The organism is uncultured Sphingomonas sp. (genome assembly GCF_964235535.1).
In the GTDB taxonomy this organism is placed as follows: Bacteria; Pseudomonadota; Alphaproteobacteria; order Sphingomonadales; family Sphingomonadaceae; genus Sphingomonas.
In genome coordinates, this window is the sequence record NZ_CAXSBH010000055.1 from 3149 (window position 1) to 20000 (window position 16852).

The window sequence follows — 16852 nt, forward strand, 5'->3', positions numbered from 1 at the left end:
CGACGCCGGGCTGATCGATCGTTTCCTGGAGATGATGGCGGCGGAGGCGGGAGCGGCGGCGAACACGCTGTCGGCCTACCGCAGCGACCTGACGCTCGCCTCGGCGGCGTTGGGCGGTGGGTTAGCGGGGGCGGACGCGGCCGCGCTCGCCCGGATGGCGGACGGGTGGCGCGACCTGGCGCACGGCACCGTCGCGCGCAAGTCGGCGGCGCTCAGGCGCTTTTTCGCGTTCCTGGGCGAGGAGGGTCACCGCGCGGACGATCCCAGCGCGGCGCTGCCCCGGCCGGGCGCGCGGCGGGGACTGCCTAAGGTGCTCGACCATTCCGACATCGACCGGTTGTTCGCGGCGGTCGCCGAGAGGATCGGGCGCGAGCCGAGCGATCCCAAGGACCTCCGGCTCGCGGCGCTGGTGGAGCTGCTCTACGGGTCCGGCTTGCGGGCGAGCGAGCTGGTGTCGCTGCCCCGGAACGCGGTCCACCCCGATCGTCCGTTCCTGATCCTGAAAGGCAAGGGCGGGCGCGAGCGGATGGTGCCTTTGTCCGACCGGGCGCGCGCGGCGGTGGCGGCGTGGCGGGCGCATGTGGCCGTGGACAGCTCATTCCTGTTCCCGTCGGGCGCCACGCACCTGTCGCGGGTGCGGCTACATCAGCTGATCAAGGCTCTGGCGGCGGAGGCGGGGGTGCCGCCCGAGCGCGTCAGCCCGCATGTGCTGCGCCACGCCTTCGCGACGCACCTGCTCGAGGGCGGCGCGGACCTGCGCGCGCTGCAGACGATGCTGGGGCACGCCGACATAGCCACGACCGAGATCTACACGCACGTCGACGCCAGCCGGCTGGTCGAGCTGGTCGAGACGCGGCATCCGCTAGCCGATCCGGGGTTCGTTGACGCGCCTCGACGCCGCCCCTAACCGCCCCCGATGGCAAGCTTCCTCGATTTCGAAAAGCCGATCGCCGAGCTGCAGGGCCGGATCGACGAGCTTCGCGACGCTTCAGGCGGCACGGTCGACATCTCGGCCGAGGTCTCCAAGCTGCAGGCCAAGTCGGACAAGCTGCTGCGCGACACCTTCGCCCGGCTGACGCCCTGGCAGAAATGCCAGGTGGCGCGGCATCCCGAGCGGCCGCACTTCAAGCATTACGCCGCCGGGCTGTTCGACGAATGGCTGCCGCTGGCGGGAGACCGCGCCTTCGCCGACGACCAGGCGATCCAGGGCGGGTTCGCGACCTTCCGCGGCCGGCGGATCATAGTGCTGGGCCACGAAAAGGGCGACGACACCGCGAGCCGGCTGCGCCACAATTTCGGGATGGGCAAGCCGGAGGGTTACCGCAAGGCGATCCGGCTGGTGGAGATGGCCGACCGGTTCGGGCTGCCGGTCGTGACTCTGGTCGATACCTCCGGCGCGTTCCCGGGCGTGCAGGCGGAGGAGCGCGGTCAGGCGGAGGCGATCGCGCGGTCAACGGCCGCGTTCCTGGCGGCGCGGGTGCCCGTCGTGTCGGCCATCGTGGGCGAGGGCGGGTCGGGCGGCGCGGTGGCGCTGGCGGCCGGAAACCGCGTGCTGATGTTCGAGCATGCGGTCTATTCGGTGATCTCGCCCGAGGGCTGCGCGTCGATCCTGTGGCGGACGGCCGACAAGGCGGCCGACGCGGCGGAAGCGATGCGGATCACGGCGCAGGACCTGCGCGGGTTCGGCGTCGTCGACCAGATCGTGCCCGAACCGGTCGGCGGGGCGCACCGCGAGCCGGGCGCGGCGGTCGGCGCGCTGGGCGACGCGGTCGAGGCGTCCTTGCGCGAACTGGAGGCGCAGACGCCCGGCGAGCTGCGTCAGGGACGGCGCGCCAAGTTCCTGGCGATGGGCAGACTGTAGATACGCGAAAAAGGGCGGCGAGCTTGAAGCACGCCGCCCTTGTCGTCACCGGATCGTTGGCCGGGGTTTCCGACGAGTCTCTTAGGTCTTTTACTTGGTGATCATCTTGCTCGACACGTTGCCGAACGTCGTCGCAAGCTGGTTGCCCAGGCCGCCCATCGCGACGGTCGCGGCGACGGCGATCAGCGCGGCGATCAGGCCGTACTCGATCGCGGTCGCGCCCTTGTTGTCGCGGATCATCTGACGAATCTTCTGCATTGCGGTCTCCATGGTTGAAGCTTCAAACACCCGGCTGGACCGGGTTTTCCGGGGCAGCTGAAGATGTAAATAACAGGCTTGGATTGATAAGTTCTTAAAGCCGACCGGCTGACTTTTGCCTGCGTTAGGCTTTGGCGAGAACCTCGCGTGCGATATAGTTCCACATACCAATAAAGCTTTCGGCGAAGCTTTGCAGCCCTGCGACCATGGCGATGACGATCAACGCGATGATGAGGCCGTATTCGACCGCGGACGCGCCGCGCCGATCGCGCAGCACGGCGTTGAACGGACGGGCGAGCAGTGCGGCCAGGTTCATCAGGCGTGAATAAGCGCGAAGGGCTTAAGAAATGGCCAAGACGGGCTCGGCAGGCGATCGCTCCGGCGATCCGAGCGTTACCGCGCTCACGTCATGCGATGATGGAGGCCCGACCGGGAATCGAACCCGGGTGCGAGGATTTGCAGTCCTCTACGTCACCACTCCGCCATCGGGCCCCGGTGCGGCCCGCGCCCATGCACGGGCGAAACCCGCCCTGTCAACACGGCGACGGTCGCCAAGTCGCGCCTCGACGGATGCCGGCGGGCGAGTTAGGTACGTTGCCGCGGAGAAGGTGTATTGCTTCTCTAAAACACTTGTGCGACAGATTGCGGGCATGACGACGCTGACCAATCCTTCCGCCGACACGAACCCCGCGAGCGCCTTCGACGATATGCGCGCGGCGATGGTATCGAGCCAGCTGCGCACCAATTCGGTCAACGATCCGCGCGTGGTCGCGGCGATGGCGCGGGTGCCGCGCGAGCGTTTCGTGCCCGTCGACCAGCGCGCCGTCGCCTACCGGGACGCGGCGTTGCCGCTGGGCCGCGCGCGCTATCTGAACGTGCCGATGGCGACCGGACGGCTGCTGACCGAGGCTTATCTGAGGGCGAGCGACCGGGTGCTGCTGATCGGGGCCGCGACGGGATATGCGGCCGCCGTCCTCGCCGAGTTGGTGGCGCGGGTGGTCGCGGTCGAGAGCGATCCGGCGCTCGTGGCCATGGCGCGCGCGGCGTTGGCGGGGCGGAGCGGGGTCGGGCTGGTCGAGGGTCCGTTGGACGCCGGGGCGCCCGGCGACGCGCCATTCGACGTGTTGATGATCGACGGCGCGGTCGAGTCCGTGCCCGAATCGTTGCTGGCCCAGGTCGTGCCGGACGGGCGCGTGGTCACCGGTCTGGTCGACGGCAAGGTGATACGGCTCGCCGGGGGGCGGCGGAGCGCGGGCGGGTTCGGATTGGCGACCTTCGCGGACGTCGATTGCGTGGTGCTGCCGGGGTTCAGCCGGCCGCGCGGGTTCAGCTTCTAACGAACGCCGGGGGGCGCGTATCTTGATCCGTAGTCTGCTTATCGCCGGGGCCGTGCTGGCTCCCTTCGCCACACCCGCCGGGGCCGAGACGCTGCGCGAGGCGCTGCGCAAGGCTTATGACGGCAATCCGCAGATCACCGGCGGACGCGCCGCCCAGCGCGCGATCGACGAGAACGTGCCGATCGCCCGGTCGAACGGTCTGCCCAGCGTCAGCTCCAACGGCCAGTTCACCGAAAACGTGGTTCAGGCATCGAACAGCTTCGTCGCGCCGCAACGCGCGCTGTTGGCCAACACGCAGCTGAGCGTGCCCGTGTTCCAGGGCGGCGGCGTCCGCAACTCGGTGCGCGCGGCCGAGACGCGGGTCGCATCGGGCCGCGCGCAGCTGCGCAGCACCGAAGCCGACGTGTTCACGTCGGTTGTGGGTGCGTATATGGACGTCATCCGCGACGATGCCATCGTCGGGCTGAACGAACAGAATGTCCGCGTGCTCGAGGTCAATTTGCGCGCCAGTCGGGACCGGTTCCAGGTCGGCGACCTGACGCGTACCGATGTGGCGCAGTCCGAGGCGCGGTTCGCGCTCGCGCGCGCGCAGCTCCAATCGGCGCAGGCGCGGCTGATCTCCAGCCGGGAAAGCTACGTCAATCTCGTGGGGTCGCCGCCCGCCGACCTTCAGGACCCGCCGCCGCTCCCCAACCTGCCCGCGACGCCCGAACTGGCGGTCGGCGCGGCGATCCAGGGCAACCCCGCGTTGCAGGCGGCGGCCGGCGAGCGAGACGCTTCGCGATTCGATATCGGCGTGGCGCGAGCGCAGCGACTGCCGCAGGTCAACGTCGTGATCGGCGGCAACTACTTTAATTACCTCAATACGCTTGGGTCGGGATCGGGCGTGTCGGTGCCGCAGACCGGGACCGCGGCGCAGGCGGGGCTCGGCCTCACCCTGCCGATCTTCCAGGGTGGGCGGCCCGCCGCGCAGGTGCGCCAGGCGCAGGCGCGGCGCGCCCAGGCGATCGAGAACGTCACGCTGACCGAGCGCGCGGTGGTGGCGCAGGCGCGCTCCGCCTTCGCCATATACCGATCGAGCCGCGAGGTGATCGCGTCGTCGGAGGTCGCGGTCGAGGCCAACAAGCTGGCGCTGGAGGGCGTCCGCGCGGAAAATAGCGTCGGCACGCGCAACGTGCTCGATGTGCTCAACGCCGAACAGGAACTGCTCAACAGCCAGGTGACGCTCGTGACCGCCAGGCGCGACGCGTATGTGGCCGGGTTCGCGCTGCTCGCCGCGACGGGCAACGCGGAGGCGCGAGACCTGGGGCTGGGCGGCGGCGCGCTGTACGATCCGACGCTGAACTACCGGCGGGTGCGAGGCCGCATCTCCGACTTTGGAAGCGACGGCGAACCCGCGGCGGTCGCGACATCCACCGTGGGCACGCCCGCGCAAGGGCCGGAGGTCACCCGCCCGTTCGATCCCGCGCTGAACGGCGGTGTTGACAGGAACCCTGGCTTAACCACAGGTGGTGCTGCGCCCGACCGTCGATGACGCGGCGGCGCGGTCATGCCGGGGGGGTGGCAGGGTATGGGTGAGATGAGCGTCGAGCCGTCGATGGAGGAGATCCTGTCCTCGATCAAACGCATCATCGCCGAGGAGGAGGCGCCGACCGGTCGCCGCCGCGCGGGCCGCGCTCCGTCACCCGCATCGCCGCCGGATGACTTGCCCGACGAGGGGGTCGACGCCGATGCCGACCCGTACGAGGTCCTCGAGCTGAGCGATCCGATGCCGGCCTATCCGCAGTCCGTACCCGTCGACCTCGATGTCTCCACGCCGGCCCCGACGATGGCGTCGCTTCCCGAGAAACCCATGCCCGTCGCCATGCCCCACCCGAACCCCGTCGATGTCCGGCCCGAGATCCGTCCCGCCGCGACTTCGCCGGCCGAGCCCATCGTGTCCCCGGCCGCCGTCGATGCGACGCGCGGCGCGCTCGACTCGCTGTCGCGGCTGCTGGTGAAGCCCGATCCGAACGGGGATGGCACGCTTGAAGGCATGGTGCGCGATATGCTGCGGCCGATGCTCAAGGAATGGCTCGACGCACGCCTGCCCGATATGGTCGAGGCGATGGTGTCGCGCGAGATCGCCCGGATATCAGGCCAAGCGCGCTGAGGGTGGCGGCACCTTTGCCCGCTCGCTAAGCGCGGGGGCATGAGCGAGCTTCCCAAGACTTTCGACCCCGCCGAGATCGAGTCCCGCTGGTACGGGCATTGGGAGGAGAAGGGCCTGTTCCGCCCCGACCGGCCGGGAGCGGAGCCCTGGACGATCGTCAACCCGCCGCCCAACGTCACTGGCTCGCTCCATATCGGGCATGCGCTTGACAACACGCTCCAGGACATCCTCGTCCGTCACGCGCGGCTGAAGGGCAAGGACGCGCTATGGGTGGTCGGGACCGACCATGCGGGCATCGCCACCCAGATGGTGGTCGAGCGCAACATGGCGCTCCGCCAGCAGAAGCGCACCGACCTGACGCGCGAGGAGTTCGTCGCGAAGGTTTGGGAGTGGAAGGCGGAGAGCGGGGGCGAGATCACCGCACAGCTCCGCCGGCTCGGCTGTTCGATGGATTGGGCCAACGAGCGGTTCACGATGGACGAGGGCTTCTCGGCCGCGGTGCTGAAGGTGTTCGTCCAGCTGCACCACGAGGGGCTGCTCTACCGCGACAAGCGGCTGGTGAACTGGGACCCCGGCCTGAAGACCGCGATCAGCGACCTGGAGGTCGAGCAGCGCGAGGTGCGCGGGAGCTTCTGGCACTTTCGCTACCCGCTCGAGGACGGGAGCGGATACATCGCGATCGCGACGACGCGGCCCGAGACGATCCTGGGCGACGGCGCGGTGGCGGTGAACCCGGCCGACGAACGCTACGCGCATCTGGTCGGCAAGCGCTGCCTGCTGCCGATCGTGAACCGGTCGATCCCGATCATCGCGGACGAGTACGTCAAGATGGATTTCGGATCGGGCGCGGTGAAGATCACCGCCGCGCACGACCATAACGATTACGATGTGGCGAAGCGGCATCCGGAGGCGGGCATCCCGCTGATCAACCTCCTGAACGCCGACGCTACCATGAGCGACAATTGTCCCGAGGCGTATCGTGGCCTCGACCGGTACGTCGCGCGCGCCAAGGTGGTCGCGGATTTCGAGGCGATCGGGCTGCTCGACAAGGTCGAGGAGCATGTCCATCAAGTTCCGTACGGCGACCGGTCGGGGGTGGTGATCGAGCCGTGGCTGACCGATCAATGGTATGTCGATGCGGCGACGCTCGCCAAGCCTGCGATCGAGGCAGTGCGGTCGGGGGCAATTCGCATCGTGCCCAAGACATGGGAGAAGACGTTCTTCAACTGGATGGAGAACATCCAGCCATGGTGCGTCTCACGGCAGCTCTGGTGGGGGCACCGGATCCCGGCCTGGTACGCCGAGGATGGGCGGGTGTTCGTGGCGGAAACGCTGGCGGAAGCGCAGGTCGAGGCGGGCGAAGGCGTGATGCTGACGCAAGACGAGGACGTGCTGGACACGTGGTTCTCGTCCGCGCTGTGGCCGTTCGCGACCCTGGGATGGCCGGAGGAGACGGACATAAGCCCCTCCCCTTCAGGGGAGGGGTTTGGGGAGGGGAACGCCGCTTGGGAGGAGCAGACTTCGGACCACACCCCGTTACCTGCGTCCTCCTCCCCAAACCCCTCCTCTGAAGAGGAGGGGCTTAGAAGCCTGCACGGCCGCTACCCCAACGACGTGCTCGTGTCCGGGTTCGACATCCTGTTCTTCTGGAACGCCCGCATGATGATGCAGGGCATCCACTTCATGGGCCGGAGCGGGCAGCGACCCCTTATCGAAAGCGTACCGTTCCGGACGCTGTACCTCCACGGCCTCGTCCGCGCGGCCGACGGGTCCAAGATGTCCAAGTCCAAGGGCAACACCGTCGACCCGCTCGTATTGATCGATCGCTACGGCGCGGATGCGCTCAGGTTCTTCATGGCGGCGATGGAAAGCCAGGGCCGCGACATCAAGATGGATGAGCGCCGGGTCGAGGGTTACCGCAACTTCGCCACCAAACTGTGGAACGCGGCGCGCTTCTGCCAGGTGAACGGCATCGGCGGGTCGACCACGCTGGAGCCGCCGAGCGCCGCCCTCGCCGTGAACAAATGGATCGAGGCCGAGCTGATCCGCACGGTCGAGGCGGTCGACCTTGCGCTCGCGGAGTTCCGGTTCGACGCAGCGGCGAACGCGATCTATCAGTTCGTGTGGAGCCGCTTTTGCGACTGGTATCTGGAGCTCATAAAAGGTCAGGTCGACGACGAGACCAAGGCGGTCGCGGGCTGGGTGCTCGACCAGATACTCGTGCTGCTGCACCCGTTCATGCCGTTCATCACCGAGGAGCTGTGGCACGGGTTGATGCCCGGCCGATCCGAGCTGATCGTGGCGAAGTGGCCGCAGCCCTTCGCCCGCGCGCTTGATCCCGCGGCGGAGGCCGAGGTCGAGTGGCTGATCCGGCTCATCGGCGAGATACGCGCGGCGCGGACCGAGCTGAACGTGCCGCCGGGCACCAAGCTGCCGATGCATGTCCGCGACGCGTCGGACGAGACGCTCGCGCGACTCAACCGGGGTGCCGCCGTGCTCGCGCGCATGGCGAAGGTCGAGGCGGAGGTCGGCCAGGTCACCGGCGGCGCGGCGCAGGTCGTGGTCGACGAGGCGACGTTCGTGCTCCCGCTCGAAAGCGTAATCGACCTGGAGGCCGAGCGCGCACGGCTCGCCAAGGGGATCGCGGCGGCGGAGAAGGAGCGGGACGCGCTGGCGGGCCGGCTCGGCAACGCCAGCTTCGTCGAGCGCGCCAAGCCGGAGGCGGTGGAGAAAGCGCGGGCGGACCACGGGGAGAAAGTAGCGGAGGCGGAGCGGTTGCGGGCAGCGTTGGGTCGGTTGGGCTGATCTCTTCCATCCGTCATCCCCGCGAAAGCGGGGACCCATCTCGGACCCGCTGGGTTGTCGCATACGGTCGGGAGATGGGTTCCCGCTTTCGCGGGAATGACGGAGCATATGGCCGGAGCCTCGTCTGACACCCGACCCGGGCAACGCGATCTGACCTCCGGGCCGATTGCCTCCACCCTGCTCGCCTTCGCGCTTCCGACGCTCGGCTCCAACGTGTTGCAGTCGCTCAACGGGTCGATCAACGCGATCTGGGTCGGGCGCTTCCTGGGCGAGGACGCGCTGGCGGCGACCAGCAACGCGAACATCATCATGTTCCTGATGTTCGGCGCGGTATTCGGGTTCGGCATGGCCGCGACGATCCTGGTCGGGCAGAGCTTCGGCCGACGCGATGTCGAGAGCGCGCGGCGGGCGTTCGGATCGGCGATCGGGCTGGTGCTCGCCGCGTCGATCGTGGTCGGGGCGCTGGGGTGGATCTTCGCGCCGCAGATCCTGCGGCTGCTGGCGACACCGCCGGGCGCGTTCGACCTCGCGCTGATCTATCTCCGCGTGATCTTCGCCGGATTGCCGGCGCAGATGGCGCTCGTGCTGATGTTCATGGGGCTGCGCGGGACGGGCGATTCGCTGACGCCGCTATGGTTCATGGGAGTGAGCGTCCTGCTCGATGCGGGACTGAACCCCGTGCTGATCCTGGGGCTCGGCCCCGCGCCCGCGATGGGCATCGCCGGGTCGGCGACGGCAACGCTGATCGCGGGGGTGGTCGCCGTCGCGGCGCTCGCCGCGTACATTCACTTCCGCGACCTGCCCCTCCGGCTCAAGGGCGCGGAGCTGCGCTATATCCTGCCCGAGGCCAAGCTGACGCGGACGATCGTGTCCAAGGGTCTGCCCATCGGGGCGCAGATGCTGGTGATCTCGGTCGCGGGGCTGGCGATGGTGGGGCTGGTCAACCGGCTCGGCGTCCACACCACGGCGGGCTACGGCGTCACGCTTCAGATGTGGGCGTATGTGCAGATGCCCGCGCTCGCGATCGGCGCGGCGGTGAGCGCGATGACGGCGCAGAATATCGGCGCGGGCCGGTGGGACCGGGTGGGGCGGATCACGGGCGCGGGGCTGCTGTTCAACTTCGTGTTGACGGGTGCGGCCGTGGCGATCATGCTCGTGTTCGACCGCCAGATACTCGGGTTGTTCGTCGGCCACGACAGCCCGGCGTTGCCGATCGCCGAGCATATCAACGCGCTCGCGACCTGGGGCTTTATCCTGTTCGGGGGGACGATGGTGCTGTTCGGCGTGGTGCGCGCGAACGGGGCGGTGTGGGGGCCGCTGATCATCCTGTTCGTGTCGATGTTCCCGGTCCGGCTCGGGCTCGCGATCGGGCTCCAGCCGTGGCTGGGGACGGATGCGCTGTGGTGGAGCTTTCCGATCGGGTCGGCGGCCAACGTGATCGGGGCCGCGCTCTATTACCGGTACGGGCCGTGGCGGACGGGGACGGTCGCAATCCCCGGCGGTGACGGGAACGCCAATACGGCCGTCGAGCCCGCGGGTACGTTGAAGCCCGCGACTTAGGTAGCGGGCACCATCACCTCGATCACCGCCGCCGCGATCCGCGCGGTGACGGGCGTATGCGCCAACACCTCGCCGTCGATCGAGATCGGCAGGCGCGGCTCGGTGTCGAGGCGGATCGACCGGCCCCGGAATTCCCGCACCTCGTCATGCCGGGACGAGTGGCGCAACCAACCGGCCGCCCAGTTGTGGATCAGCCGCCGCTTCACATGGCCGAGCACCGCCTGAACGACGATCTCGCCCGAATCGACGCTCGCCGACTCAACCAGCTCGGTGCCGCCGTGATAGGGGCCGTTCGAGATGCGGACCTCTACCACGCGCAGACGCTCGGCCGCCGCGCCCTCGCCGACGATGAGCGTGAACGGGCGGAAGCGCACGAACTGCCACGCCGCCCAGCCCAGATACCCGACCCGGCCCAGCATTTTCTTGAGCCCGTGCGGCACCGTCTCCGCGATCTGCGGCGAGATGCCCATCGCCGCGCAGTTCGCGTAATAATCCTTGTCGATCATCCCCAGATCGATGCGCCGGGGAACGCCCGTCCGGATCACCTCGACCGCGCCGGGTATGTCGAGGGGGATCCCGAGCGTCCGCGCAAAGCTGTTCGCGGTGCCCAGCGGCAGGACGCCGAGGATGACGTCGTGTCCGACCATCAGGTCGACGAGCCCGCTCACCGTTCCGTCACCGCCGCCCAGGATCAGCAGGTCGGGCTTCTTCGCCAGGGCGCGCCGCACCGTCGGCTCCAGGTCGCGGGGATGCTCGACCGCGTGCGCGTCCACGGGGTAGGGCAGTCCTTTCATCAGCGCGCAGGTGTTCTCGAACAGCTTCTGCCCCCTACGCGATTTGGCGTTGACGACGAGGGCGGCGGTCTTGATCTCACGCATGGCCGTGTTCATGGACGATCCCATGTCCGCCGCCTACCCTGCCTTACGTCTCCGCCGCACCCGCGCGCACGATTGGAGTCGGCGGCTCCATGCGGAGACCGTGCTGACGCCTGCCGACCTGATCTGGCCGTTGTTCATCGCAGAGGGGCGGAGCGTGGAGGAGCCCATCGGCAGCCTTCCCGGCGTATCGCGCTGGTCGGTCGACGGCATTGTCGCACGGGCGCGGGAGGCACGCGATCTCGGCATCCCGTGCGTCGCGCTGTTCCCGAACACGCCGCCGGCCTTGCGCACCGACGACGGGCGCGAGGCGCTCAATTCCGACAATCTGATGTGCCGCGCCATCCGGGCGATCAAGGACGCGGTGCCCGAGGTCGGCGTGCTCACGGATGTGGCGCTCGATCCGTACACGACGCACGGCCATGACGGGCTCGTCTCGGCCAGCGGCTACGTGATGAACGACGCGACCGCGCAGGTGCTGGTGGGCCAGGCGCAGGTCCAGGCGGAGGCGGGGGCGGACATCATCGCGCCGTCCGACATGATGGACGGCCGCGTCGGCCTGATCCGCTCCGCGCTGGAGGGCGGCGGCCATCACGAGGTGCAGATCATGGCCTACGCGGCGAAGTACGCCAGCGGCTTCTACGGCCCGTTCCGCGACGCGGTCGGCAGCCGCGGGCTGCTGAAAGGCGACAAGAGGACGTACCAGATGGACCCCGCCAATGCCGAGGAGGCGCTGCGCGAGGTCGCGGCCGACCTGGCCGAGGGCGCGGACAGCGTCATGGTGAAGCCGGGGCTGCCATATCTGGACATCGTCGTGAGGGTGCGCGCGGCGTTCCTGGTGCCCGTCTTTGCCTACCAGGTGTCGGGCGAGTACGCGATGATAGAGGCGTCGGTCGCCGCCGGCGCTGGCGAACGCGACGCGCTGGTGCTGGAGACGCTGATGGCGTTCAAGCGCGCAGGGTGCTCGGGGGTGCTGACCTACCATGCGGCGCACGCGGCGCGGTTGCTGGGGTGAGTTCCACTCCCTCTCCCCTTCGGGGAGAGGGTCGGGGAGAGGGGCCGAGCAGAGTGCGGTTCTCTGAACAGCCTCTCTCCCCGGCCCTCCCCCCAAAGGGGAGAGGGAGAAGTGGTGATCGAGACGGAACGACTGATCCTGCGTCCGTGGCGCGACCATGATCTCGACGCGTTCGCCGCAATGAGCGCCGACCCGGAAGTTATGCGCCATCTGGACGGTCCGGTCGATCGCGGCGAGGCGACGAAGATCATCGAGCGGTTGAAGGACGCACAGGTCAAACGAGGCCATTGCTTCTGGGCGGCCGAGCGCCGCGATTGTGGCGAGCTGATCGGCTGGTGTGGGCTGATGGCGACCGACATACCCGGCACGCCGATCAGGGATGAAGTGGAGATCGGTTGGCGGCTCGTCCGGGATGCATGGAGACGAGGCTACGCCCGCGAGGCTGCGACGGCTGTGCTGGCTTGGGCCTGGGCCGCAACCGAGCGCGAGCGTGTTCTGGCCTATACCGTTTGGGCCAACTCCGCGTCGTGGGGCCTGATGGAGCGGCTTGGGATGAGCCGCGCGCCGGAACTGGATTTCGAACACCCCCGTTTCCCGCCGGGTCACTCGCTTCGGGAGGTCATCGTTCATAGCATCGCGAGGCCGACCCTGTGATCCACAGCTTCGCCGCCCGTCCGCCCCGCCGGGCGTTATTTGTCCTCACCGTGCTCACCGGTTCGTTCCTGCTGTTCCTCGTTCAGCCGATGGTGGCGCGGATGGCGTTGCCGCGGCTCGGCGGAGCGCCGGCCGTGTGGAACTCGGCGATGCTGGTCTATCAGGCGTTGCTGCTGGGCGGGTACGCCTATGCCCATGCGATCGGGCGGTGGCGGCCGCGTACTCAGGCGGCGGTGCATCTGGGGCTGCTGGCAGTCGCCGCGCTGTGGCTGCCGATCGGGCTGATGGCGACGCAGCCGCCCCCCGACGCGCAGCCCGCTTTGTGGGTGCCGTGGTTGCTCGGCGCGTCGATCGGGCCGCTGTTCCTCGCCGTGTCGGCGCAGGCACCGCTGATCCAACGCTGGTTCAGCGAGGCGAGCGACGGGGCGGATTCCTATGCGCTATATGCCGCGTCCAACCTGGGGAGCTTCGGCGGGCTGATCGCCTACCCGCTCCTCGTCGAGCCGCTCATGCCGCTCCGCGAACAGAGTTGGCTGTGGAGCGCGGGCTACGTCCTGCTCGCGCTGCTCGTCCTGCTGTGCGCGCGGTCGCTGCCGTCCGCGGCGCGCGCGGAGGCAGTCGGACCGACCAGCCCCAGACCCGCCCGCGCCACCGTCGTCCGCTGGATAATGCTCGCGCTCGTGCCGTCCGGGCTTATGCTCGCGACCTCGACCTTCCTGACCACCGACATCGTCGCCGGGCCGCTGCTGTGGGTCTTGCCGCTCGGGCTGTATCTCCTGAGCTTCACCGTCGCCTTCGCCGCCAACCGCGCCCCCGCCGAGATCCTGACGCGGATCGCGCCGGTCACGATCCTGCTGTTCGGCGGCGTGATGGTGGGCGGGTATAACGCGCAGCCGCTCCTGAGCGCGGGCGTCGCGCTCGTGTTGTTGTTCATGACGTCGGTCGCGCTGCATACCGCGATGTACGATTCGCGGCCCGAGCCCGACCGGCTGACGGGGTTCTATCTGGCCATGTCGCTCGGCGGCGTGCTCGGCGGCGTGTTCGCGGGGCTGCTCGCGCCCGTGCTGTTCGACTGGACCTACGAATATCCGCTCCTGATCCTGGCGGCGGGGCTGCTGACGCCGCAGCTCTACCTGACCGAGTGGATCAAATCGGTATGGACTCGCTATCCATGGCCGGCGCTGGCGGCGGTCGCGGCGACGGTCGCGGCGATGGTCGGCGCGCGGGTATACGGGCCCTACCGGCTGTTCGGCGAGGGCCAGCCCGGCCTGCTGTTCATCGCGGTCGCGGGCGTCGGGCTCCTCGTCGTCGGCGCGCGCGCGGGGTACATGCTGCTGCTCGGCGCGGCGGTGGTGCTGTTCGGCGGCTATCGCTCGCTCGAACTGTCGTTCCAGGGCGACGCGCGGACGCGGAGCTATTTCGGCGTCTACACGATCAAGGAGGCGCCCCGCTCGCGTGAGCTCGATCACGGCACCACCGTCCACGGCGTCCAGCTGACCGGATCGCCCGAGCGCGAGCGGACGCCGACGACCTATTACGCGCGCGGGTCCGGCGTCGGGCAGGCGATGCTGCTCGCGCCCGATCTGTACGGCGCGGGCGCGCGGATCGGCGTGGTGGGCCTCGGGACGGGGACGCTCAGCTGCTATGCGCGGCCAGGCCAGCATTGGCGCTTTTACGAGATCGATCCGGCGGTGATCCGCATCGCGCGCGACACGGGGCAGTTCACCTATCTCCGCCGCTGTCTGCCGAACCCCTCGATTAGCCTGGGCGATGCGCGGCTGCGGCTGGCGCAGGAGCGCCCCGCGAGCTTCGACCTGCTCGCGCTCGACGCCTTCTCGTCGGACGCGGTGCCCGCGCACCTGCTGACGCGCGAGGCGTTCGCCACCTATGCACGCGTGCTCAGCCCCCGGGGGCTGCTGCTGGTCCACATCTCGAACCGGTATCTCGATCTGGAGCCGGTGGTCGCGAACGCGGCGGCGGCGGGCGGCTGGGCGGGGTCCATGTTGGCGTATGATCCGTCGCCGCTCGACGAGGCGGCGTCGGGGTCGGCCTGGATCGCCTTGTCGCGCGACGGGGCGGCGGTGGCGGCGCTGACGCTGCGCGCCGACGGCTGGCGCGCGCTGCGGACGCGGCGCGGCTTCCGGCCCTGGACCGACGATTATCATTCGATCCTGCCGCTGTTGAAACGGTCGAGCTAGGCGGGCGCGAGCCCCGACCCGATCCGCGTGATCGCCGTCGCCTCCCGCTCCAGCTCGGTCCGGCCGCGCGCGCGCAGCGCCTCAAGGGACGGATAGTCGGGCGCGAGCGTCGCCGCCCTCGCAACCGCTAGCTCGTCCAGATTGGAAAGCACCTCCGACACCTCCGCGCGCAAGCCGTCGAGTTCGGCCAGCGCGGTCTGCGCGGTCAGCCACGCTTCCGACCCGACCTCCGCGCCTCGCGCCGTGCGCGCCGCCCCCTCGACCCCGACCAGCGCGCGCGTGAAGTCCGCCGTCGCCTTGTCCAATCTGGCGTCCGCCGCCGCGACCTCCACATCCAGCGCCGGATCGACGACGACCGGGGCGGGCGGGGAGGCGTCGGGTTCGTCGAAACCGAGCTTCTCGATCGCGCGCGGGGCGAGCGACGGGTACGGACCGGCATCGCGCGCGCATCCGCCGCAGGCCAGGATCAGGAGGAGCGGCGCGGCCGGCATGCGGGTCATGGGCCGCCGTCTATGGCGCGCGCCGTATCGGCACAACAGCCTTGCAAGCCTACGCGACCCCGTCTAACGACGCGCTTCCGATGTGCGCCCGTAGCTCAGCTGGATAGAGCATCAGACTACGAATCTGAGGGCCGGGCGTTCGAATCGCTCCGGGCGCACCATTCCTCCCAGACCACCTCCCATCGCGATCGAGCGCCTGAGCCTGTCGGCGGCGCGACGCATCGCGCTTGCCGCGCAGGGGTTCGGCGCGGAACGACCGGCGCGTGTGGACGCAGGGCATCTCGGTCGTACGGTCGCGCGGCTCGGGCTGCACCAGATCGACAGCGTCAACGTGGTCGCCCGCGCGCACTACCTCCCCGCCTTTTCACGGCTTGGGCCGTATGACCGCGCGCTGCTCGACCGGGCGGCGTGGGGGCCGCGTCGCGAGCGGCGGCTGTTCGAATATTGGGCGCACGAGGCGTCGCTGCTGCCGCTTGCGATGCATCCGCTGTTCCGCTGGCGCATGGCCCGCGCCGACCGGGGCGAGGCGGGATACGGCTCGCTGCGCCTTTTCGCCACCGAACGCCGGGCCGAGGCGACCGCGCTCCTGGACCGTATTCGCGCCGACGGTCCGCTCGCCGCGTCCGACGTGGAAGGCGGCCGCACCGGCTGGTGGGCGTGGAGCGACGCCAAACGCGCGCTCGAGTGGCTGTTCTATGCGGGCCACATCACGACGCTGACCCGCCGGCGGGGCTTCGAGCGCGTGTATGACCTGACCGAGCGCGTGATCCTGCCGGCGATCCTCGCGCTGCCGACACCGGCCGAGCGCGACGCGCACATCGCGCTGATCGATCACGCCGCCCGCGCGCTGGGCGTGGCGACGGCGGGCGAGCTGCGCGATTATTTCCGCCTGTCGCCCGCCGACGGCGGAGCCGCGATCGCCGCGCTGGTCGAGGAAGGCGTGCTCCGCCCCGTGGCGGTCCCGGGCTGGCCCGTCGCGTACCTCCACTGCGACGCGCGCCGCCCGCGCCGGATCGAGGGTCGCGCGCTGCTCGCCCCGTTCGACCCGTTGATCTGGGAGCGCGACCGCACCGAGCGGCTGTTCGGCTTCCACTACCGCATCGAGATCTACACGCCTGCCGCCAAGCGCGTGCACGGCTATTACGTGCTGCCGTTCCTGCTCGGCGAGCGGCTGGTCGCACGGGTAGATTTGAAGGCGGATCGGCAGGCCTCACGGCTGCTCGTTCACGCCATCCATCCCGAACCCGACGCACCGCCCGAAACGGCGACCGAACTCGCGGCCGAGCTCGCGGAGATGGCGCGCTGGCTCGAACTCGATCGCGTCGTCATGGCCGGCGCGGATCGGACCTAATCGAGATTATCCGCGTTCGGCCGGGCATGCTCAACGATCTGCCCGCATCCCTGACGACCTGGACCGAGGCCCCGCGCGTGCGGCGGTTGAACGATGCGCCTTTCCGTCCCGGCGGACGTTACGTGCTATGCTGGCTGCAGCAGGCACTCCGCGCGCGCGACAATCCAGTGATCGACGCCGCGATCCTGCTCGCCGAGGCGATCAGCGTGCCCGTGCTCGTCTATCACGGCCTGCGCGAGGATTATCCCTTCGCCTCCGACCGGCTCCACCGCTTCATCCTGGGGGC

Annotated in this window: 15 protein-coding genes, 2 tRNA genes and 1 pseudogene; 13 read left to right on the forward strand and 5 right to left on the reverse strand. The window is 69.4% G+C overall.

Annotation, left to right across the window (positions count from 1 at the left end; translation table 11 throughout):
• Window positions 1-907 (forward strand): tyrosine-type recombinase/integrase (locus ACFE7F_RS13500; protein ID WP_375404373.1); only part of this gene is annotated, 907 nt, incomplete at its 5' end.
• A 9-nt stretch (window positions 908-916) separates the two neighbouring features.
• Window positions 917-1861: an acetyl-CoA carboxylase carboxyltransferase subunit alpha gene (locus tag ACFE7F_RS13505; protein WP_375404374.1), complete on the forward strand. Its 945-nt coding sequence runs from the start codon at window positions 917-919 to the stop codon at window positions 1859-1861.
• Window positions 1862-1951: 90 nt separating this feature from the next.
• On the opposite strand, the gene ACFE7F_RS13510 is transcribed toward ACFE7F_RS13505, so the two are convergent.
• The 3 genes from ACFE7F_RS13510 to ACFE7F_RS13520 form a co-directional block, all read right to left on the reverse strand.
• Window positions 1952-2119, reverse strand: a complete 168-nt coding sequence (locus ACFE7F_RS13510; RefSeq protein WP_375404375.1) for a Flp family type IVb pilin — start codon at window positions 2117-2119, stop codon at window positions 1952-1954.
• 124 nt (window positions 2120-2243) lie between these two features.
• Window positions 2244-2435, reverse strand: coding sequence for a Flp family type IVb pilin (locus ACFE7F_RS13515; RefSeq protein WP_375404376.1), 192 nt, complete (start codon window positions 2433-2435; stop codon window positions 2244-2246).
• 102 nt (window positions 2436-2537) lie between these two features.
• Window positions 2538-2611: transfer RNA gene (locus ACFE7F_RS13520), tRNA-Cys, on the reverse strand.
• 158 nt (window positions 2612-2769) lie between these two features.
• On the opposite strand from ACFE7F_RS13520, the gene ACFE7F_RS13525 reads away from it, so the two are divergent.
• From ACFE7F_RS13525 to ACFE7F_RS13545, 5 genes are all read left to right on the forward strand, one after another.
• Entirely contained in the window at window positions 2770-3456 is a 687-nt protein-coding gene (locus tag ACFE7F_RS13525; RefSeq protein ID WP_375404377.1) for a protein-L-isoaspartate O-methyltransferase, read from the forward strand.
• Between the two features lie 22 nt (window positions 3457-3478).
• Window positions 3479-4990: a TolC family outer membrane protein gene (locus ACFE7F_RS13530; RefSeq protein ID WP_375404378.1), complete on the forward strand. Its 1512-nt coding sequence runs from the start codon at window positions 3479-3481 to the stop codon at window positions 4988-4990.
• 36 nt (window positions 4991-5026) lie between these two features.
• The gene (locus tag ACFE7F_RS13535; RefSeq protein WP_375404379.1) at window positions 5027-5608 is read left to right on the forward strand and encodes a DUF2497 domain-containing protein; all 582 of its coding nucleotides are present in this window, start codon (window positions 5027-5029) and stop codon (window positions 5606-5608) included.
• 39 nt (window positions 5609-5647) lie between these two features.
• Window positions 5648-8413: a valine--tRNA ligase gene (locus ACFE7F_RS13540; RefSeq protein WP_375404380.1), complete on the forward strand. Its 2766-nt coding sequence runs from the start codon at window positions 5648-5650 to the stop codon at window positions 8411-8413.
• 108 nt (window positions 8414-8521) lie between these two features.
• Window positions 8522-9973 (forward strand): MATE family efflux transporter, encoded by a 1452-nt coding sequence (locus ACFE7F_RS13545; protein ID WP_375404381.1) that lies wholly within the window; start codon window positions 8522-8524, stop codon window positions 9971-9973.
• Here the strand turns inward: ACFE7F_RS13545 and ACFE7F_RS13550 are convergent.
• Window positions 9970-10863: a diacylglycerol/lipid kinase family protein gene (locus ACFE7F_RS13550; protein WP_375404382.1), complete on the reverse strand. Its 894-nt coding sequence runs from the start codon at window positions 10861-10863 to the stop codon at window positions 9970-9972. The genes ACFE7F_RS13545 and ACFE7F_RS13550 overlap by 4 nt on opposite strands.
• A gap of 10 nt (window positions 10864-10873) precedes the next feature.
• Here ACFE7F_RS13550 and hemB point away from each other — a divergent pair, with 10 nt between their 5' ends.
• From hemB to ACFE7F_RS13565, 3 genes are all read left to right on the forward strand, one after another.
• Window positions 10874-11863 (forward strand): porphobilinogen synthase, encoded by a 990-nt coding sequence (gene hemB, locus ACFE7F_RS13555; protein WP_375404387.1) that lies wholly within the window; start codon window positions 10874-10876, stop codon window positions 11861-11863.
• 111 nt (window positions 11864-11974) lie between these two features.
• Window positions 11975-12517: a GNAT family N-acetyltransferase gene (locus ACFE7F_RS13560; protein ID WP_375404383.1), complete on the forward strand. Its 543-nt coding sequence runs from the start codon at window positions 11975-11977 to the stop codon at window positions 12515-12517.
• Window positions 12514-14715 carry a spermidine synthase gene (locus ACFE7F_RS13565; RefSeq protein ID WP_375404384.1) on the forward strand — a complete coding sequence of 734 codons (2202 nt, stop codon included), beginning with the start codon at window positions 12514-12516 and terminating at the stop codon, window positions 14713-14715. Before ACFE7F_RS13560 ends, ACFE7F_RS13565 begins: the two co-directional genes overlap by 4 nt.
• Here ACFE7F_RS13565 and ACFE7F_RS13570 read toward each other — a convergent pair.
• Entirely contained in the window at window positions 14712-15215 is a 504-nt protein-coding gene (locus tag ACFE7F_RS13570) for a hypothetical protein (RefSeq protein WP_375404385.1), read from the reverse strand. The genes ACFE7F_RS13565 and ACFE7F_RS13570 overlap by 4 nt on opposite strands.
• Before the next feature lie 84 nt (window positions 15216-15299).
• Here ACFE7F_RS13570 and ACFE7F_RS13575 point away from each other — a divergent pair.
• From ACFE7F_RS13575 to ACFE7F_RS13585, 3 genes and pseudogenes are all read left to right on the forward strand, one after another.
• A tRNA-Arg gene (locus ACFE7F_RS13575) sits at window positions 15300-15376 on the forward strand.
• Window positions 15377-15480: 104 nt separating this feature from the next.
• Window positions 15481-16566, forward strand: a complete 1086-nt coding sequence (locus ACFE7F_RS13580) for a winged helix-turn-helix domain-containing protein (RefSeq protein WP_375404386.1) — start codon at window positions 15481-15483, stop codon at window positions 16564-16566.
• Between the two features lie 26 nt (window positions 16567-16592).
• A pseudogene (locus ACFE7F_RS13585) lies at window positions 16593-16852 on the forward strand (DNA photolyase); the annotation flags it as partial.